Origin of the sequence: Pseudoalteromonas sp. MMG012 (assembly GCF_018100875.1) — a bacterium.
GTDB lineage: Bacteria > Pseudomonadota > Gammaproteobacteria > Enterobacterales > Alteromonadaceae > Pseudoalteromonas > Pseudoalteromonas aurantia.
Window position 1 is genome coordinate 50,684 of the sequence record NZ_JAGJEF010000017.1, and the last position, 15,328, is coordinate 66,011.

Annotated in this window: 12 protein-coding genes; 3 read left to right on the forward strand and 9 right to left on the reverse strand. The window is 39.7% G+C overall.

Features of this window, described 5'->3' with window-relative positions:
• Window positions 1-393 precede the first annotated feature (393 nt).
• Entirely contained in the window at window positions 394-2,409 is a 2,016-nt protein-coding gene (gene rep / locus J8L97_RS08370) for a DNA helicase Rep (protein ID WP_211048742.1), read from the forward strand.
• On the opposite strand, the gene J8L97_RS08375 is transcribed toward rep, so the two are convergent.
• The 3 genes from J8L97_RS08375 to elbB form a co-directional block, all read right to left on the reverse strand.
• Window positions 2,398-4,974, reverse strand: a complete 2,577-nt coding sequence (locus tag J8L97_RS08375) for a diguanylate cyclase domain-containing protein (RefSeq protein ID WP_211048744.1) — start codon at window positions 4,972-4,974, stop codon at window positions 2,398-2,400. The genes rep and J8L97_RS08375 overlap by 12 nt on opposite strands.
• A gap of 154 nt (window positions 4,975-5,128) precedes the next feature.
• Entirely contained in the window at window positions 5,129-5,518 is a 390-nt protein-coding gene (locus J8L97_RS08380; protein WP_211048746.1) for a cytochrome c5 family protein, read from the reverse strand.
• Window positions 5,519-5,698: 180 nt separating this feature from the next.
• A complete protein-coding gene (gene elbB / locus J8L97_RS08385) occupies window positions 5,699-6,349 on the reverse strand; it encodes an isoprenoid biosynthesis glyoxalase ElbB (RefSeq protein WP_210995771.1) in 651 nt (216 codons plus the stop codon).
• Between the two features lie 432 nt (window positions 6,350-6,781).
• Between elbB and polA the strand changes: the two genes are divergently transcribed.
• Window positions 6,782-9,529, forward strand: a complete 2,748-nt coding sequence (polA, locus tag J8L97_RS08390; RefSeq protein WP_211048748.1) for a DNA polymerase I — start codon at window positions 6,782-6,784, stop codon at window positions 9,527-9,529.
• A 78-nt stretch (window positions 9,530-9,607) separates the two neighbouring features.
• On the opposite strand, the gene J8L97_RS08395 is transcribed toward polA, so the two are convergent.
• From J8L97_RS08395 to J8L97_RS08410, 4 genes are all read right to left on the reverse strand, one after another.
• Window positions 9,608-10,123, reverse strand: coding sequence for a DUF2489 domain-containing protein (locus J8L97_RS08395; protein ID WP_211048750.1), 516 nt, complete (start codon window positions 10,121-10,123; stop codon window positions 9,608-9,610).
• Window positions 10,123-10,701 (reverse strand): Der GTPase-activating protein YihI, encoded by a 579-nt coding sequence (yihI, locus tag J8L97_RS08400; protein ID WP_192508919.1) that lies wholly within the window; start codon window positions 10,699-10,701, stop codon window positions 10,123-10,125. Before yihI ends, J8L97_RS08395 begins: the two co-directional genes overlap by 1 nt.
• Window positions 10,698-11,375 carry a class I SAM-dependent methyltransferase gene (locus J8L97_RS08405; RefSeq protein WP_211048752.1) on the reverse strand — a complete coding sequence of 226 codons (678 nt, stop codon included), beginning with the start codon at window positions 11,373-11,375 and terminating at the stop codon, window positions 10,698-10,700. Before J8L97_RS08405 ends, yihI begins: the two co-directional genes overlap by 4 nt.
• A 654-nt stretch (window positions 11,376-12,029) precedes the next feature.
• Complete coding sequence (locus tag J8L97_RS08410; protein ID WP_192508917.1) at window positions 12,030-12,662, reverse strand: cytochrome c; 633 nt, start codon at window positions 12,660-12,662, stop codon at window positions 12,030-12,032.
• A gap of 310 nt (window positions 12,663-12,972) precedes the next feature.
• Here J8L97_RS08410 and yihA point away from each other — a divergent pair, with 310 nt between their 5' ends.
• A complete protein-coding gene (gene yihA / locus J8L97_RS08415; protein WP_192508916.1) occupies window positions 12,973-13,611 on the forward strand; it encodes a ribosome biogenesis GTP-binding protein YihA/YsxC in 639 nt (212 codons plus the stop codon).
• A gap of 7 nt (window positions 13,612-13,618) precedes the next feature.
• Here the strand turns inward: yihA and J8L97_RS08420 are convergent, their stop codons facing one another.
• Both J8L97_RS08420 and J8L97_RS08425 read right to left on the reverse strand, forming a co-directional pair.
• Window positions 13,619-14,137, reverse strand: coding sequence for a DUF1285 domain-containing protein (locus J8L97_RS08420; protein WP_211048754.1), 519 nt, complete (start codon window positions 14,135-14,137; stop codon window positions 13,619-13,621).
• The gene (locus J8L97_RS08425; protein ID WP_247688586.1) at window positions 14,124-14,660 is read right to left on the reverse strand and encodes a YceI family protein; all 537 of its coding nucleotides are present in this window, start codon (window positions 14,658-14,660) and stop codon (window positions 14,124-14,126) included. The genes J8L97_RS08420 and J8L97_RS08425 overlap by 14 nt, the downstream gene beginning before the upstream one ends.
• Between the last annotated feature and the right edge of the window lie 668 nt (window positions 14,661-15,328).

Below are 15,328 nucleotides of genomic sequence, written 5' to 3' on the forward strand. Positions count from 1 at the left end.
ACTTTACGATAAAGAAAAGAAACACCAAGAATAAGATCGCTTGCCTCGTTAAGTAAGCGGCTCTTTTGTTGATTGGTTTAATTAACCTCAGCTCAGGCTAAGCGAATTTGCCCAATAAAGCTATTTTTCTCACTCTCGGCGTTGCTTTCATTTGTAATAGCCCGCTATTACTGCATAAAAGCGCCTTGATATTGAACAAAATATCATCATTGGATTGTACGTAAATTTGTTTTCAAAACATTTTCTATTCCAAAACCCTTATCCAAACCTGAGGTTAATTATAGAAAGGGCGCATAGCTCATTTCATCACCTTCGTGAATTAATTGGTAGCTAGGCGCATGGGACGCTTTACGTTAAAATATGACTATTAATCGTATTTAAATAAGCACAGTAATGAAACTGAACCCAAAACAAGATGAAGCAGTAAAGTATATTAGTGGACCATGCTTGGTCTTGGCGGGGGCAGGCTCTGGGAAAACACGTGTTATTACGAATAAAATAGCCTATTTAGTACAAGAGTGTGAGTATCAGGCAAAAAATATAGCCGCTGTGACATTTACGAATAAAGCCGCTAAGGAAATGCGTGAGCGGGTACTGCAAACATTGGGTAAAAAAGAATCAAAAGGATTATGGGTCTCTACGTTCCACACACTTGGCTTAGAAGTGATAAAAAAAGAGCTTAAAACGTTAGGCTATAAGCCGGGCTTCTCATTATTGGATGATCAAGACACGAACCAACTATTGAGTGAGCTAACAGAGAAAGAGTTAGAAAAAGATAAAGATTTATTGAATTTGCTTAAAATGCAGATTGGTAATTGGAAGAACGAACTCATCTTACCGCAACGGGCAATACAAGAAGCCCGGGAACCGCAAAAAGCGCTCTTTGCTCAGCTATATGCGCGATATCAAATTCAATTACGTGCCTATAATGCGCTAGATTTCGATGATTTAATCATGATCCCAACATTATTACTGGGGCAAAACTCGACGGTAAGAGAGCGATGGCAGAGTCGTTTTCGCTACTTACTGGTTGATGAATATCAAGATACCAATACCAGTCAATATCAATTAGTAAAGTTGTTAGTAGGTGAACGAGCTCGGTTTACTGTGGTAGGCGATGATGATCAATCTATTTATTCATGGCGAGGTGCTAAACCCCAAAACCTAGTGTTGTTATCGAAAGACTATCCTGGATTACGATTGATCAAGCTTGAGCAAAATTACCGCAGTGTGAAACGTGTTCTAAAAGCAGCAAATATTTTGATTGCGAATAACCCGCATGAGTTTGATAAACAATTATTCAGCGAACTTGATATGGGAGAACCCATTCGTGTGATTGCGACCAGAGATGAGGAGCATGAAGCAGAAAGGGTTGTTGCTGAAATTATTTCTCATAAGTTCATGAAGCGAACAAGTTATCGTGACTATGCAATATTGTATCGTGGAAATCATCAAGCGCGAGTGTTTGAAAAATCACTGATGAGTAACAGGATCCCTTATAAAATAAGTGGTGGTATGTCATTTTTCTCACGTAGTGAGATAAAAGATATTATGGCGTACCTTAGGTTATTGGTTAATCAGGATGACGATAATGCATTTTTACGTGTGGTCAATACACCACGCAGAGAAATAGGGCCGGTGACATTAGAGAAATTAGGCAGTCTAGCGAATGAACGCCATATTGGACTCTTCGCAGCGTGTTTTGAACAAGAGCTTACACATCGCTTGGCGGGACGCGGATACAATGCATTAATGGGGTTTGCGCGTTGGGTTGTGGAATTGTCAGATAGGGCTGTCCGTGGTGATACCTTAGAGGCGGTTAAAGACATGGTACGTGAGATCAACTATGAAGCCTATTTGTATGAATCTTCACCGAGTGCCAAAGCCGCCGAGATGCGTATGAAAAATGTCTCTGAACTCTATAAATGGATCACTGACATGCTGACAGGGGATGCTGATAATCCGCCTATGACCTTACCTGAAGTTGTGAGCAAATTGACATTACGAGATATGTTGGAACGTAATGAAGAAGAAGATGACAGTGATGCTGTGCAGTTATTAACTTTACACGCATCAAAGGGTCTCGAATACCCCCATGTGTTTATGGTGGGTATGGAAGAAGGGTTTCTACCGCATCAGACCAGTATCGATGAAGAAAATGTTGAAGAAGAAAGACGTTTGGCCTACGTGGGGATCACGCGTGCGCAAGAGACGTTAACGCTTACTTATGCAAAGAATCGTCGGCAATTTGGGGATGTTTCAACACCGGAATTAAGTCGCTTCGTACTCGAACTGCCACAAGATGATTTACACTATGAAGGTAAGAAAAAAACAGTGGCTTCGCAAAATGAGCGGATGGAACAAGGTCAAGCTAGGGTTGCTAATTTACGTGCGATGCTAAAACGTTAGTGTCTCTGACTCAGTCGGTATTGGTGGTGTTTGCCGCACATCAATAGCAGCTTTTTCAATATGATGTTGCTTACCAAAAAAGCGAGTTAAACCATGACTTTCAAGTAAACTTCTGAAGTTTAGTATGGCGGGTCCTTTTGCAATCACCTGCATATTCTGCAATTGTGTCACAGCAAGGATCCCCTTTAATTGTGCTTCATAACTGGTTTGCTGGAGAACCCTTTTACTAAACGTCGAGCTAAGTAAAACATAGGTGAAATTGATTTGGCTCAATAAAGTGAGATCACACCGATCTTTGGCAAAATCATTGATCCCGATGATGTAACCTAAATGAGTTAACTCGCAGAGGTTGTCTTGTTGCTGATTGGAGGCATAACGAATTTCAGTTTCATCAAATATGAGGCATAAAGAATGGGTATGTTGTGCCAGTCGTTGACACAGCTGAGCAAAGACTTGTTGATCCAATAAAATAGTAGAGCACGCAAAAAGTACATCTTGTTTGGTATCACGAGCAAGCTCTAATGCTTGAGTAAGCAGCAATAGTTCAATATCCACATGCTCTGCTTTTTCCGCGGCAAACTTTTTCAATATATCAAAACTGGTACTGCCTAATACAGGGTGTTCACCAAAAGCTTCAAGCATAGAAATATCATTGTTTGAGAGACTTAAGTCAATTATATCAGTCCCTCTAAAATGGCTCGGTAATGCACTCAAATGGTGATACTCTGCCGTTTTATGGTTGCCAGTCGCAGCGGTTAATAATGGATGATAAAACTCATACCGACCACGACCTGCATTTTTAGCATAGTACATAGCGGCGTCAGCATCGCGAATAATTTCGTCAGTATTTTGGTAATGTTTATTACTGTATGTGATACCAATGCTTGCCCCACTTTGCATACATACACCTTTCATACAGAAAGGTTGTTGCATAACCTTAATGATACGCTTTGCAACGTCTTCCGCTTGCTGGCGATCACTTAAGTGATCTAATAAAATAACAAATTCATCACCCGCTAGCCTTGCCAATAAGTCGTGTTCTCGAATGCACTCTAAAAATGCTTGTGCGACCCAAATCAAAAACTGATCACCGGCTTGGTGACCAAGTTCGTCATTGATCAATTTAAATTTATCAAGATCGATAAATAATACAGCGAAATTATGCTCAGGGTGACGCTGGAACTTTTGCAAGGTTTTTTCTAGTTGTGTTAAGAATAAACTGCGATTGGGTAAGCTGGTTAATGCATCGTGGTGCGCGTCGTGGTATAGCTGTTGCTCTATTTTTTTTCGCTCATCAATTTGCATTTGTAAATGTAAATTACTTTGCTGTAAGGCTTTGGTTTTTTCTGCAACACGGTGCTCTAATTGCAAGTGACTTGCTTTGAGCGCTTGATTAGCCAAATGAGTTTGTAGTACGGATGCAATTTGATTGGAAACAAATGAAATAAGTTCAATATCATCGAGGTTAAATTCATACTTATGATCATATGCCTGACAAGCAATCAAACCAATCACGCCATGTGCTGTTTTTAATGGAGCTCCCATCCAACTGGTAGCGAGTCTTTGCTGGTGATAATGACGAGTTCTAACCACAATACTACTATCAATTAAGGTTTTGGCTCTTTCAATATCAATTAGTTGGCTTTGCTCGGTACTTATTACCAGTTCACTGTAGCCTTTTGCAAATGGTCGAGGTTTGTAATGTGATACTTCGTCAACACAATATGGGAAGCTTAACCATCCGGTATTTTTGTCATACAGGGCGATGAATAAGTTATCAGCAAAGGTAATAGAACGAATAATGTCATGAACTTGCTGATATACGTCGTCTATATCATTAAACTGTGTTGCAAGCTCAGATATTTTAAAGAGGATCTGTTGGCGTTCTAAAGCGCGTTTTCTTTGCTCGATTTCTTTATTTAATGCGTCATTACTTTGCATTAAAGCACGCGTACGAATTTTTACTTCGGACTCTAATAGCTCTCGCTTTTTCACTCGCTCAATAGCGGTTGCTAAATAAAGAGACATAACTTCAAGTAGTTCAATTTGTTGTTCGGTGTAGTGCTGGTCTTTTTGATAACTTTGCGAGACCATGACGCCGATAATCGTCTTGTCACGATAAATTGGCACACCAACCCAATGTTCTGCTGGACTGCCTAGTGCTCTGAATACTCCATCACGAGCTTGCTCTGTCATTTGAGACTGCGTCAGGTAGAGGGTTTTTCCTGTACGGAAAACATGGCCTGTGATCCCATCAGAAAAATGATGTGCTTCATGGAGAGGGACTGCGATACCATCTTTTTCATCTACGAAATAAGATAATTCAAGCTCTTGGGAAAACTGATTTTGTAAAACAACATAAAAACTTTTACAGGGAAGGTGTTGGACTAAAATGTCATGAATTGCGGGGTACAACAATGTCAGCTCTGCAACCGTACTTGCTTGCTCAGATAACAAAATAAGAGCGTGCTGTAAGTGGTTGTTTTGTTTGTGTTTTTTTAACAAGACCTCGAGTTTTTTATTTCTTCGAATGGTCTTGCGCAGTAGAGCTGCGGGATCTTCCAATGACTTAACCCAAAATTATTATTATTTGAACAATTATTAATCGTATATTTTCATTTTTATCAACAGGGGTCAAGCCAATCTTTATGATAAATACGAAAGGGGGTCGCTTATTCAGAGTTTTGCCGAAGATCTGACGTTCTTCGGCAAATGGGCGTTACTTTGCAGTCATAAAGTCGATCGCGGCTGTAATTTCATCATCAGAGCAATCCATGCAAGTCCCACGTGGTGGCATAGCATTAAAGCCATTAATTGCATGATCAATTAATACCTCACGACCTTTGGTTAAACGGGTAGCCCAGTCGTCTGGTGTTTTAGGCGCACCTAGTGCACCAGTACCATGACAAGCAAAACATGATGCTTGATATACTTGCTCACCAGAGCGAGGGCCGCTAGGGATTACTTCAGCAGGCGCCGCACCAGCTAAATAAACAGAGCCTACAGGTGCTAAACGTTTTTTAATTGCCTCTTCAGTCAAAGCATTGTCGTAAGGTTGCGCTATTGCCGCTGTAGATAGCAATAAAAGAGCCGCTGAAAGTTTTTTCATTTGTCTTGCCCACTTCGGTTGTGACGTGATCAATCACGATAGATGACGGAATTTTTAGCAATTATAACGTCACCCACTCATTTATAAAACGTAAACTTACTTATATCATCACAAAAAGGTTATTTTCTTGCGTTGTCGCAAAGAAGCAGATGATTCATGCTATTGAATTTACGCAATGTGTTATGCCATATCAATAAGTTGCGTAATAGCTTTTGCAATGCCCTCTGAGGCTTCGGAGATTGAATTAGCCAACATGTAAGCGGGTGTGCATATGACTTTTTGTTGTAGGTCAATAACAATATCATTGGCTGCACAGTCAACGTGCTTGGCTCCAAGTTGCTCTGTTGCGAGTGCAGTGTCAGGATCATTACCGATAGTTGTGAGCGTCCCTTGTGGATGAATATGACCAATTAGTGCTGGGGCAATACATAAATAGGCAATGGGCTTATTTTGTTGACTAAATTCTTGGCAGGCTGCTTTAAAAATATCTAATATTGTAGAGTTCGCGCCCGAGAAAGCAAAGTCACTGAGATTTTTAGCAACACCAAAACCTCCAGGTACTACGAGCGCGTCAAAGTGTGAGGCATTTAATGTCGCGAGATCATGAATATTACCACGTGCTATGCGCGCTGCTTCAATTAGGATGTTACGTGAGTCCTGTTGTGTTTCCCCATTGAGGTGATTGATGACGTGGTGCTGGTTTAAATTAGGAGCAAAACATTCATACTCGGCACCTAGTTGTTCTATATGTAGCATTGTCAGTACAGTTTCGTGGATTTCAGCACCATCGAAGACGCCACAACCACTTAAGATGATCGCAATTTTTTTCATGAAATGTTCTCGTTAGTCAAGTATTAAAGGCTATATACTTGGAGTAGTGTAGCGACTAGCAAAAATATTATAAAGGATCTTCTGTGATCTTAGATCGTTTATGGTAGTATACCCTCCCGCTCGAAAATAGTAGCTTGATTTTTGAACGGAGTGTTCTAATATTTTTGCAGCGTAAAAATGTTTTTCCACATTTCTTAATTTTAATATATTAAAAAATAACATAGATTTTTTTATTAATATCAAATATTTAAACCATTCCGAGGGCATTTGTATTTATGTCAGCTGCGATTTCCTGTGTTTATCTACAAACTTATCCACAGATTGTTCCCCTAATTAGAATACATTTACCTGTATAATACTCCTCGTCTTATGGTTAGTCGTATGGCATGCTTACGATGTTTTTATTGAAGCTCATTTAGGATCCCCCTTATTATGTCTCAGATCCCAGAAAATCCTTTGATCTTGGTTGATGGTTCTTCTTATCTTTTCCGTGCGTATCATTCGCCTCCACATTTAACAAACTCAAAAGGGGAGGCCACAGGTGCTATTTACGGTGTTATCAATATGCTTAAGAGCTTATTGAAACAATACAAACCAAGCCATATGGTGGTGGTATTCGATGCGAAAGGGCCGACATTTAGAAATGAAATGTACAGCGAATATAAAGCGAATCGTCCACCAATGCCCGATGACTTACGCACACAAATAGAGCCTATTCACGAGATTATTAAGGCAATGGGTTTGCCGCTCGTTTGTATTAGTGGTGTTGAAGCTGACGATGTTATTGGTACATTTGCGAAGATCGCATCAGAGCAAGAGCGCGCAGTGCTAATTAGCACTGGCGATAAAGATATGGCTCAACTTGTTGATAAACATGTCACGTTAATTAATACCATGACGGATACGATCTTAGATCCTCAAGGTGTGATTGATAAGTTTGGTGTTGCACCTGAACTCATTATCGATTATTTGGCACTCATGGGAGATAAAGTAGACAATATTCCTGGGGTCCCTGGTGTTGGAGAAAAAACGGCATTAGCCATGTTGCAGGGCTTAGGGGCCATTGACAACTTATACGCTAATTTAGACAAGATTGCCGGCTTAGGTTTTCGCGGTTCGAAGACAATGGCGAAAAAACTGGAAGAGCATAAATCTCAACTAGAGTTGTCTTATGAGTTGGCTACAATCAAATTAGACGTTGAAGTCGAGCAAGACTTAGATACGTTTGCTGTTACTGAAACAAATAAAGATAGGCTTATTGAGCTCTTTGCGGAGTGTGAGTTTAAACGCTGGCTTGCTGATTTATTAGATGGCAATGAAGCGGCAAAAGTAAATCAAGCAGTATCAGAGCCTGTAGTACCGACTGTAGAAGCAAATTATGAAACTATTTTAACCCAAGCGCAGTTAGATACGTGGTTAATAAAGTTAGAAAATGCTGATTTAATTGCTTTTGATACAGAAACAACCAGTTTAGATTACATGCAAGCTGATTTAGTTGGGATGAGTTTTGCGGTCGAACCTGGTGAAGCTGCTTACTTGCCTATTGCGCATGATTATATGGGGGCTCCAGAGCAGTTAGACAAATCTATCGTGTTTGAAAAAATGGGGAAAGTTCTTGCTGATCATTCAATCAAAAAAGTGGGTCAGAATCTCAAATACGATAAAAGCGTATTAGCACGTGCTGGCTTAGCATTAAATGGGATTGCATTTGATACTATGCTTGAGTCTTATGTACTTAATAGTGTTGGCACGCGTCATGATATGGATTCTCTGGCATTAAAGTATCTAGGCCACAAAAATATTAGTTTTGAAGAGATTGCGGGCAAAGGTAAATCACAACTCACATTTAACCAAATTGAGTTGGAAAAAGCGGCACCTTATGCTGCGGAAGATGCTGATATTACTTTACGCTTACACTTACATTTATGGCCATTATTGGAAGAGCACGCATCGTTGCTATCTGTGTTTAATGACATTGAGTTACCTTTGCTGAAGGTATTATCAGAGGTTGAGCGCACAGGTGTTAGTATTAATAGTGATATGTTGGCACGCCAGAGTGTTGAAATTGCAGAGCGATTAACCGATATTGAAAAATCGGCTTTTGAACTCGCAGGTGAAGAGTTCAATTTAAGTTCCCCTAAGCAACTGCAAGCAATTCTCTTTGAAAAGCAAGGGTTACCAATAATTAAGAAAACTCCCAAAGGGGCACCTTCGACGGCTGAAGAAGTATTACAAGAATTAGCACATGATTACCCGCTTCCAAAGTTGATTATTGAACATAGAGGGCTTGCGAAGTTAAAGTCAACTTATACAGATAAACTGCCTAAATTGGTGAACCCGGATACTGGCCGTGTTCATACTTCTTATCACCAAGCGGTTACTGCAACGGGGCGTCTCAGCTCAAGTGATCCGAATTTGCAGAATATTCCTATTAGAACCGAGTCTGGTCGTCGTATTAGGCAAGCATTTATTACCGACTCTAATAAGGTTATTTTAGCAGCCGATTACAGCCAAATTGAATTACGAATTATGGCTCACTTGTCACAAGACAAGGGGTTATTGAGCGCTTTTGAGCAAGGAAAAGATGTGCACAGTGCCACAGCATCAGAAGTGTTTTCAGTTGAGTTGGCAGACGTCACAGCTGATATGCGCCGTAAAGCTAAAGCAGTAAATTTCGGTTTAATTTATGGAATGAGTGCATTTGGCTTGGCTCGCCAGCTTGATATTCCACGCCATGAAGCACAGCATTATATGGATAAGTATTTTGAACGATTCCCTGGTGTGCTTGAATATATGGAGCGTACACGTGAGGAAGCCGCAGATAAAGGGTATGTAGAAACCCTATTTGGCCGCCGCTTGCACTTGCCCGATATTAATGCGCGCAATGGAGCACGTCGAAAAGCGGCGGAGCGTGCTGCGATAAATGCACCTATGCAAGGTACTGCAGCAGACATCATTAAAAAAGCAATGCTAGATGTATATAATTGGCTACAAACACAGTCAACAGATGATGTTCAATTATTAATGCAAGTACACGATGAACTGGTGTTTGAAGTTGCCACAGATAAGGTTGATGAGTTTAGTGCCGTGATCTGCTCTTTGATGTCTGGGGCGGTATCGTTAGACGTTCCACTTATTGTTGAAGCCGATTATGGTGAAAACTGGGAACAAGCACATTAAATCAAGCACGTTATAAAAGAAACCCGATAGTAACTAAGTTACTTATCGGGTTTTTTGTAAGGCTATATCCTGTTTCGCTTATTGGAAAACAACATTCTCACTATTTGGTAACGCTTGGAATTCCGTCGCAAGCTTTTCACAATCTATGATAATGGCACTTTCTAAATGCTCTTCTGCGCGCCATCTTTGTTTATCCATTTTGAAGATGTCTTTTTTAGAGTATTTTTTTCGACTCTCGTGTGTGGGCATATCTTTAACTTCTTCATACATTTGATATATTCCCGGATATATATCCGATAATATAACCTCTTTGTCGAAACTATACTGAGAGATGAGTACCCAAATCCTCAAACAGCCTTCGGAATACTCACATTGTTTCTCTTTCATTGCACGGGCAATAAGGTTAATGCTATCCGCGAGATTTGCGTTACGTTTTTCTCGAGCTTTTTGTAGCTTGGCTTGTTGCTCTATTTGCTTTGAAGCAATTTTTGCCTTTTGGACTTTCAATTGCCAAAGCAGTTTACCGGCGTAAAATGATAAACTCGCAACAATAATTACTCCAAGGGCGATTAGAAGTACCCAAGTTATTGACATTACTTGTCCTCATCATCAGCTAGCCACTCATCAGCTAAATCATTACTGACGAACGATGACATAGGATCATCAGCTATGACATCTTGCTCTTCGAATTCGTCGTCAATGCCCAATATTTCGCATAGCTCTTGATGGCGAGCAATTGCACGATTAAAATATTTTGCATCTTTACCAGTAAGTAGCTCACCACGTTCATGTCGGTCTAATAAAGCCATTAAACGTTCGTCATCTTCTAATTGGCTTAGCTCTTGTTCCGGGGTTAAGGTTGCTTTTACTTTCTTTAGCTCTACTTGAGGCGACAAATGACGCTGCAGTTTAGGTTCTACGACTGGAACTGTTTGTTCAGAGATCAACGCAATCGGCTTTTTACTTCCAACGCGCTTATCTTTGTTCTGTTGGTTGCCAGATACAGGAGTGTCTATTTTTGCATCTTGGGCATTACGCGAACCAGGCTTAGCGCCTTTGTGCTTTTTGGTGCGCTGCTCTTTAATTGCACGCAGCTCACGTAGTTTATCTTTGCTTAATCGTGGTGTGCCGTTACTAGGCGCTACTTTTCGATTTTTTTTCTCTCTAGTCATGATAGTTCTTCACTCAACGCGTGTTGCGTTATTGGTTTGGTAAGGATAATGACGTCATTGCCAATAAATTCGAGTTTGCAGTTAAACTGCAAAGCGATATATTCAAATGTTTTACGGCTAAAAAATGAAATATGTGTTTGATCATTTTTATAATGCCAGTTAGTGAAACGTTCAGCATTAATAACCAGTTTAGTCATTATAACAAGGGGTGCCTCAGGCTTTAATAAGCTGAATAATTGCGTTAGTACAGTTTGGGGATGAGCAAGGTGCTCAATAACCTCTGTACATGTAATAAAGTCGTATTTATCACGAAGTACCGTAATATCGTTTGCATAGTATAGGTCATATATAGCCATGCTATGTCCAGCATCTGACAATACTTTAGCGAGCAGAGGGCCAGGGCCACAGCCAAAGTCCAGACCACTGCTAGGCACTCTCAGCCTACGAAGCAGAGGGTCACTCACTCGCGATAAAAATTGTTTATAGCCTAAGTCTTCAAGTGAGTTTTCATGACTGTCATAAATTGCCTTTTCTTGCGTGGGAGTGAGATGTTGGTGTTTGTCAACAAATACTAAATCGCACTGTCGGCATTGCCAATAATCACGGCGCTTATCGCTATGATAGAAGCTAATATCGACAGAACCACACAGGTTGCAATGAGAGACTGATTGCACGAGAAACTCTTAGGAAATAAATTAGGGCGGGTATTATAACAGCAATAAAACAATGCATAAATAAAAAGACGGTAGAGATCACTCTCTACCGCCTGCTAATCTGAGCGTCACAATTCGGACACTTCTCCCTTCGACTTTTTAAGTCTTTGTTATTTTTATTATGTTGTCATCCATTTTGTTTTTATTTTTACTTCCGTGCTTCTTTCCATATTGTTTTTATTATTAAACTTCCATGCATTTATTATTATCGGTCTTCTCTGACTCTTTATTGTTATTTCCTTTATGATGATACCCATTCGATATCAAACATGTCACCTACGCTTCCCTATCGACTTGTCCCTTTTATTGTTTTGCCTTGGCGACAGCAATTAATCTACGCTTTATTGAATTAGTTACAACTAATTAATAACAAAATTCTTACGGAGTGTTGAGTGAGTAAATTTAAAGTTCTTTTATTACATATATTTAATGTTTTTTTATAGATTAAAATAAGTTAAAGCGCACAAAGTAATATGGTCAATGTCTTACAGTGGATTTGAGATATATCGCAATCAGTGAATATAAAAAAAGGCAGCGTGATGCTACCTTTTTTTTACGTATGATAATTTTTTATCAGTACTTTATAATTTTCTATACAACTTTAGTCGTTACCTACTAATGTAAACCACTTAAATATTTGGATAATACTTCAATGTCTGTGTCAGTTAGCTTTTTCGCAATATCACCCATCATGCCATTCATGTCATTGTTACGACTACCATCACGGAATTTCTCAAGTTGAGCTTTGATATATTCTGGATGTTGAAATGATATTTTAGGGAACTTTGCTAATGATGTTCCATTACCTCGAGGACCATGACACGCGGCACATGACGGAATGCCTCGTTCAGCGTCACCAGCGCGGTATAATTTTTGCCCAACGTTTACAACATCTTCAGGCGTAGTTCCTGCATTCATATTTAAAGTTGAGAAGTAAGCTGCTAAGTCTTTCATATCCTGATCTGATAATGGCATAGCCATACCACTCATGACCGGATCCATACGACCTTCACTACCACCTGATGTCATACCAAGCTTAAATTCCTTCAATTGCTTGTAGATATAATCGGCATGCTGCCCGGCAATTTTTGGATAAATATTAACAGGCGCATTGCCATCTGGGCCGTGACACGCTGCACACGTTGCAGACTTTGCTTTACCCGCTTCGGCGTCGCCATCAAATGCTGTTGCGTTGCTTGCTGACAACGTACCAAGCAACACTGTTAAAGTTAATGCTATTTTTTTCATGGTAAATTCTCTGTTTCCGACCCTGTAATCTAAAACCCAGGCGACGCGAAAAAGGTACTTTTCGTGCTGCTTGAGTGAACAAACTCTATCTTTACATTGCAATTTTTACATTCTACACGATATTGAATTCTCTGGCACGTTTTCTGCTCATATTAGACCTATAAATTATGAGGTTTTGACTTAGATTAAGTTTGTAATGTGCAAAATTCACCTTTTTATCTAGATTCAATCGTCATTGTTTGCTTTTGCACGGCGAGTATCTGATATAAACTATAGCGGTCATTGCTATTAGTTTTTTGTAGGAGAGCTTGTGCTCAAATCCCGTATTAAGTATAACACTGCTAGTTTTATTACCAGCGCCCCTGATATTTCTAAATTACCTACCGACGAAGGGATCGAAGTGGCGTTTGCAGGCCGCTCGAATGCAGGTAAATCCAGTGCATTAAATGCATTAACTGACCAGAAACTTGCGCGAACAAGTAAAACGCCCGGTCGCACGCAGTTAATAAATACTTTTGAACTTGATGCACAAAAGCGCCTCATTGATTTACCAGGATATGGGTTTGCTAAAGTGCCTATTGAAATGAAGAAAAAATGGCAACGTTCATTAGGTGAGTATTTACAAAAACGTAAGAGCTTGAAAGGCTTGGTCGTGCTAATGGACATTCGTCACCCATTGAAAGATTTAGACATGGATCTGATCAATTGGGCAGTTGATAGTAAAATTCCAATTTTGGCCTTGCTGACTAAAGCAGATAAATTGAAACAAGGTAAACGTAAAGCTGAAGTGCTCCAAGTACGTAGGACCTTATCTGAATTGAATGCAGATATTACTGTTCATGCGTTTTCTTCTTTGAAGGGGATAGGTTTGAATGAGTTAGGATGGAAACTAGATGATTGGTATTTGGGGCCGTTTGTAAAAGAAGAAACAGCCGAGCCGCAAGAGTAGATCGCTATTAGCATAAATAATAGCGATTATTGGCTGAGTTGAGATAAGCCCCTTTGCTATCTTGCTCAGCTACATCAGCCCATTGATAATAAACAGAGCGCTGTATGCGAGCGGTCAGTCCGTTAGGCAGACAGAGATAAGGGACTACTTGTCCACAGTATAACTTTGTGATTAATGGAAACTGCTCACAAATGGGCCATTGTCTTCCGAGATTATCCTCACATACTATAACTGATTGCGTTCCTAGCTGATAAGTGGTCCAAGTTTTGATTAAAAAAGGTGCGTCAGCGACCTGTATTTGGCACTTTTCTGATGGGGTAATGAGTGTATATATACCTTGCCTGTAATTTAATACCGATGCAAAGAGCTTCATCATTTCTAGGCGAGTAATTTCACTGCCTTGATGGAACCAGCGCCCTTGGTTATCGATTGACATATCAATTAACCCACAAGGGGCAATTCGCCATAGTTGGGTTGGGGCATGCGGTGTTACTAACACCGCAATCAGTTCATTAAGGCTTTTCATTGAATGTAAGGCTGAATGTAACTGGTACCGTGGCCGCAATAGTATCAAGACCCGCTATTTTTCTTAAAGCTTCAATACCAGACGTTAAACCATAGGAGGTTGAGTTGATTAAAATGGCGCGTAATGGGGCAATATGTAGCTGGGTATTGTGCTTGTTAACGACTAAATCCATACTTATGTTTTGCTTATGGCCATGCAGCTCTAGAGAAGCATTTACACCTTTTATTATTTGAGTGCCGTTTTTTAAGCTTGAAAGTTGATCTGATACGTTTGCTGAGATTTTTCCGCTTGGAAAATTGGTAACGTTAAACAACATTGATTGCATACGTTGATTACGAATGGGGATCATAGACTCCACACTGCTCAAGTCAATCTCAAGCTGTAATTGTCCTTGTGCATCAATTTGTCCATGTAGTTTTTTAAAATGGTGATTTTCAGCAATGTGTGTTTTCTTTATAGATGTAAAGCTTAAATCACTATTTTGATTATCTAATTGCCATGCCGCGAATACGTTAGTAGACATGAAAGCTATAGCGAATATAAGAGGTTTTAGCACGATGAAGCCTTATTTTTTTAAGCAATAAAGGGTCATAATATCATGTGAAGGTGGAGAGAGTATGAAACGCCACAAAATAAGTACTCATTATGCTTGTTGTAATTAAAAAGGCTCGGAAGAAAAACACGGCCCACTAAAGCAGTGAGCCGTTATAGCAATCTGGGGAGAAGCTATCAATACGGTGTATCCTCTTACGAGAGATACATCATCAACAGGATGTCCTACAGGATGAGGACGCGCGCACTTTATCAAATAGATTGTTAGAAATAAATGGTTTTAGCAAAAATTGGGCCAAATTGATATTTTATATACATTTCATTGTATATTTTAACTGTTTCTTTACTTGGTACTGGGCTACAGAGCACGGGCTATAAGCCTTTTTACGTATCATCTTAACTTGTAAATTAAAGGTACTCTGTATTTGAATGTGCATGGAAGACCGATAGAGGCTTATAAAAAGTTGTTACATCCACAAGAATAATGCTTTAAAATACTGGATCTTTAAACGCCTGTTATTTCAGATGGGTGAATAGTAGTACTTTCCAATGGTTACGTTTTATAAATATACAGTGAACTGGTGTTAGTTAGAATTACGATACTAACAAAAAGGTAGTCTGTTATTTACAAGGTATTGA

Excerpts from the sequence above, each read along its gene's own strand:
- polA (WP_211048748.1), top strand. The coding sequence starts at position 6,782 with ATGTCTCAGATCCCAGAAAATCCTTTGATCTTGGTTGATGGTTCTTCT.
- rep (WP_211048742.1), top strand. The coding sequence starts at position 394 with ATGAAACTGAACCCAAAACAAGATGAAGCAGTAAAGTATATTAGTGGA.
- J8L97_RS08380 (WP_211048746.1), bottom strand. The coding sequence starts at position 5,518 with ATGAAAAAACTTTCAGCGGCTCTTTTATTGCTATCTACAGCGGCAATA.
- yihI (WP_192508919.1), bottom strand. The coding sequence starts at position 10,701 with ATGACTAGAGAGAAAAAAAATCGAAAAGTAGCGCCTAGTAACGGCACA.
- J8L97_RS08425 (WP_247688586.1), bottom strand. The coding sequence starts at position 14,660 with ATGTCTACTAACGTATTCGCGGCATGGCAATTAGATAATCAAAATAGT.
- elbB (WP_210995771.1), bottom strand. The coding sequence starts at position 6,349 with ATGAAAAAAATTGCGATCATCTTAAGTGGTTGTGGCGTCTTCGATGGT.
- J8L97_RS08420 (WP_211048754.1), bottom strand. The coding sequence starts at position 14,137 with ATGAAAAGCCTTAATGAACTGATTGCGGTGTTAGTAACACCGCATGCC.
- J8L97_RS08410 (WP_192508917.1), bottom strand. The coding sequence starts at position 12,662 with ATGAAAAAAATAGCATTAACTTTAACAGTGTTGCTTGGTACGTTGTCA.
- J8L97_RS08395 (WP_211048750.1), bottom strand. The coding sequence starts at position 10,123 with ATGTCAATAACTTGGGTACTTCTAATCGCCCTTGGAGTAATTATTGTT.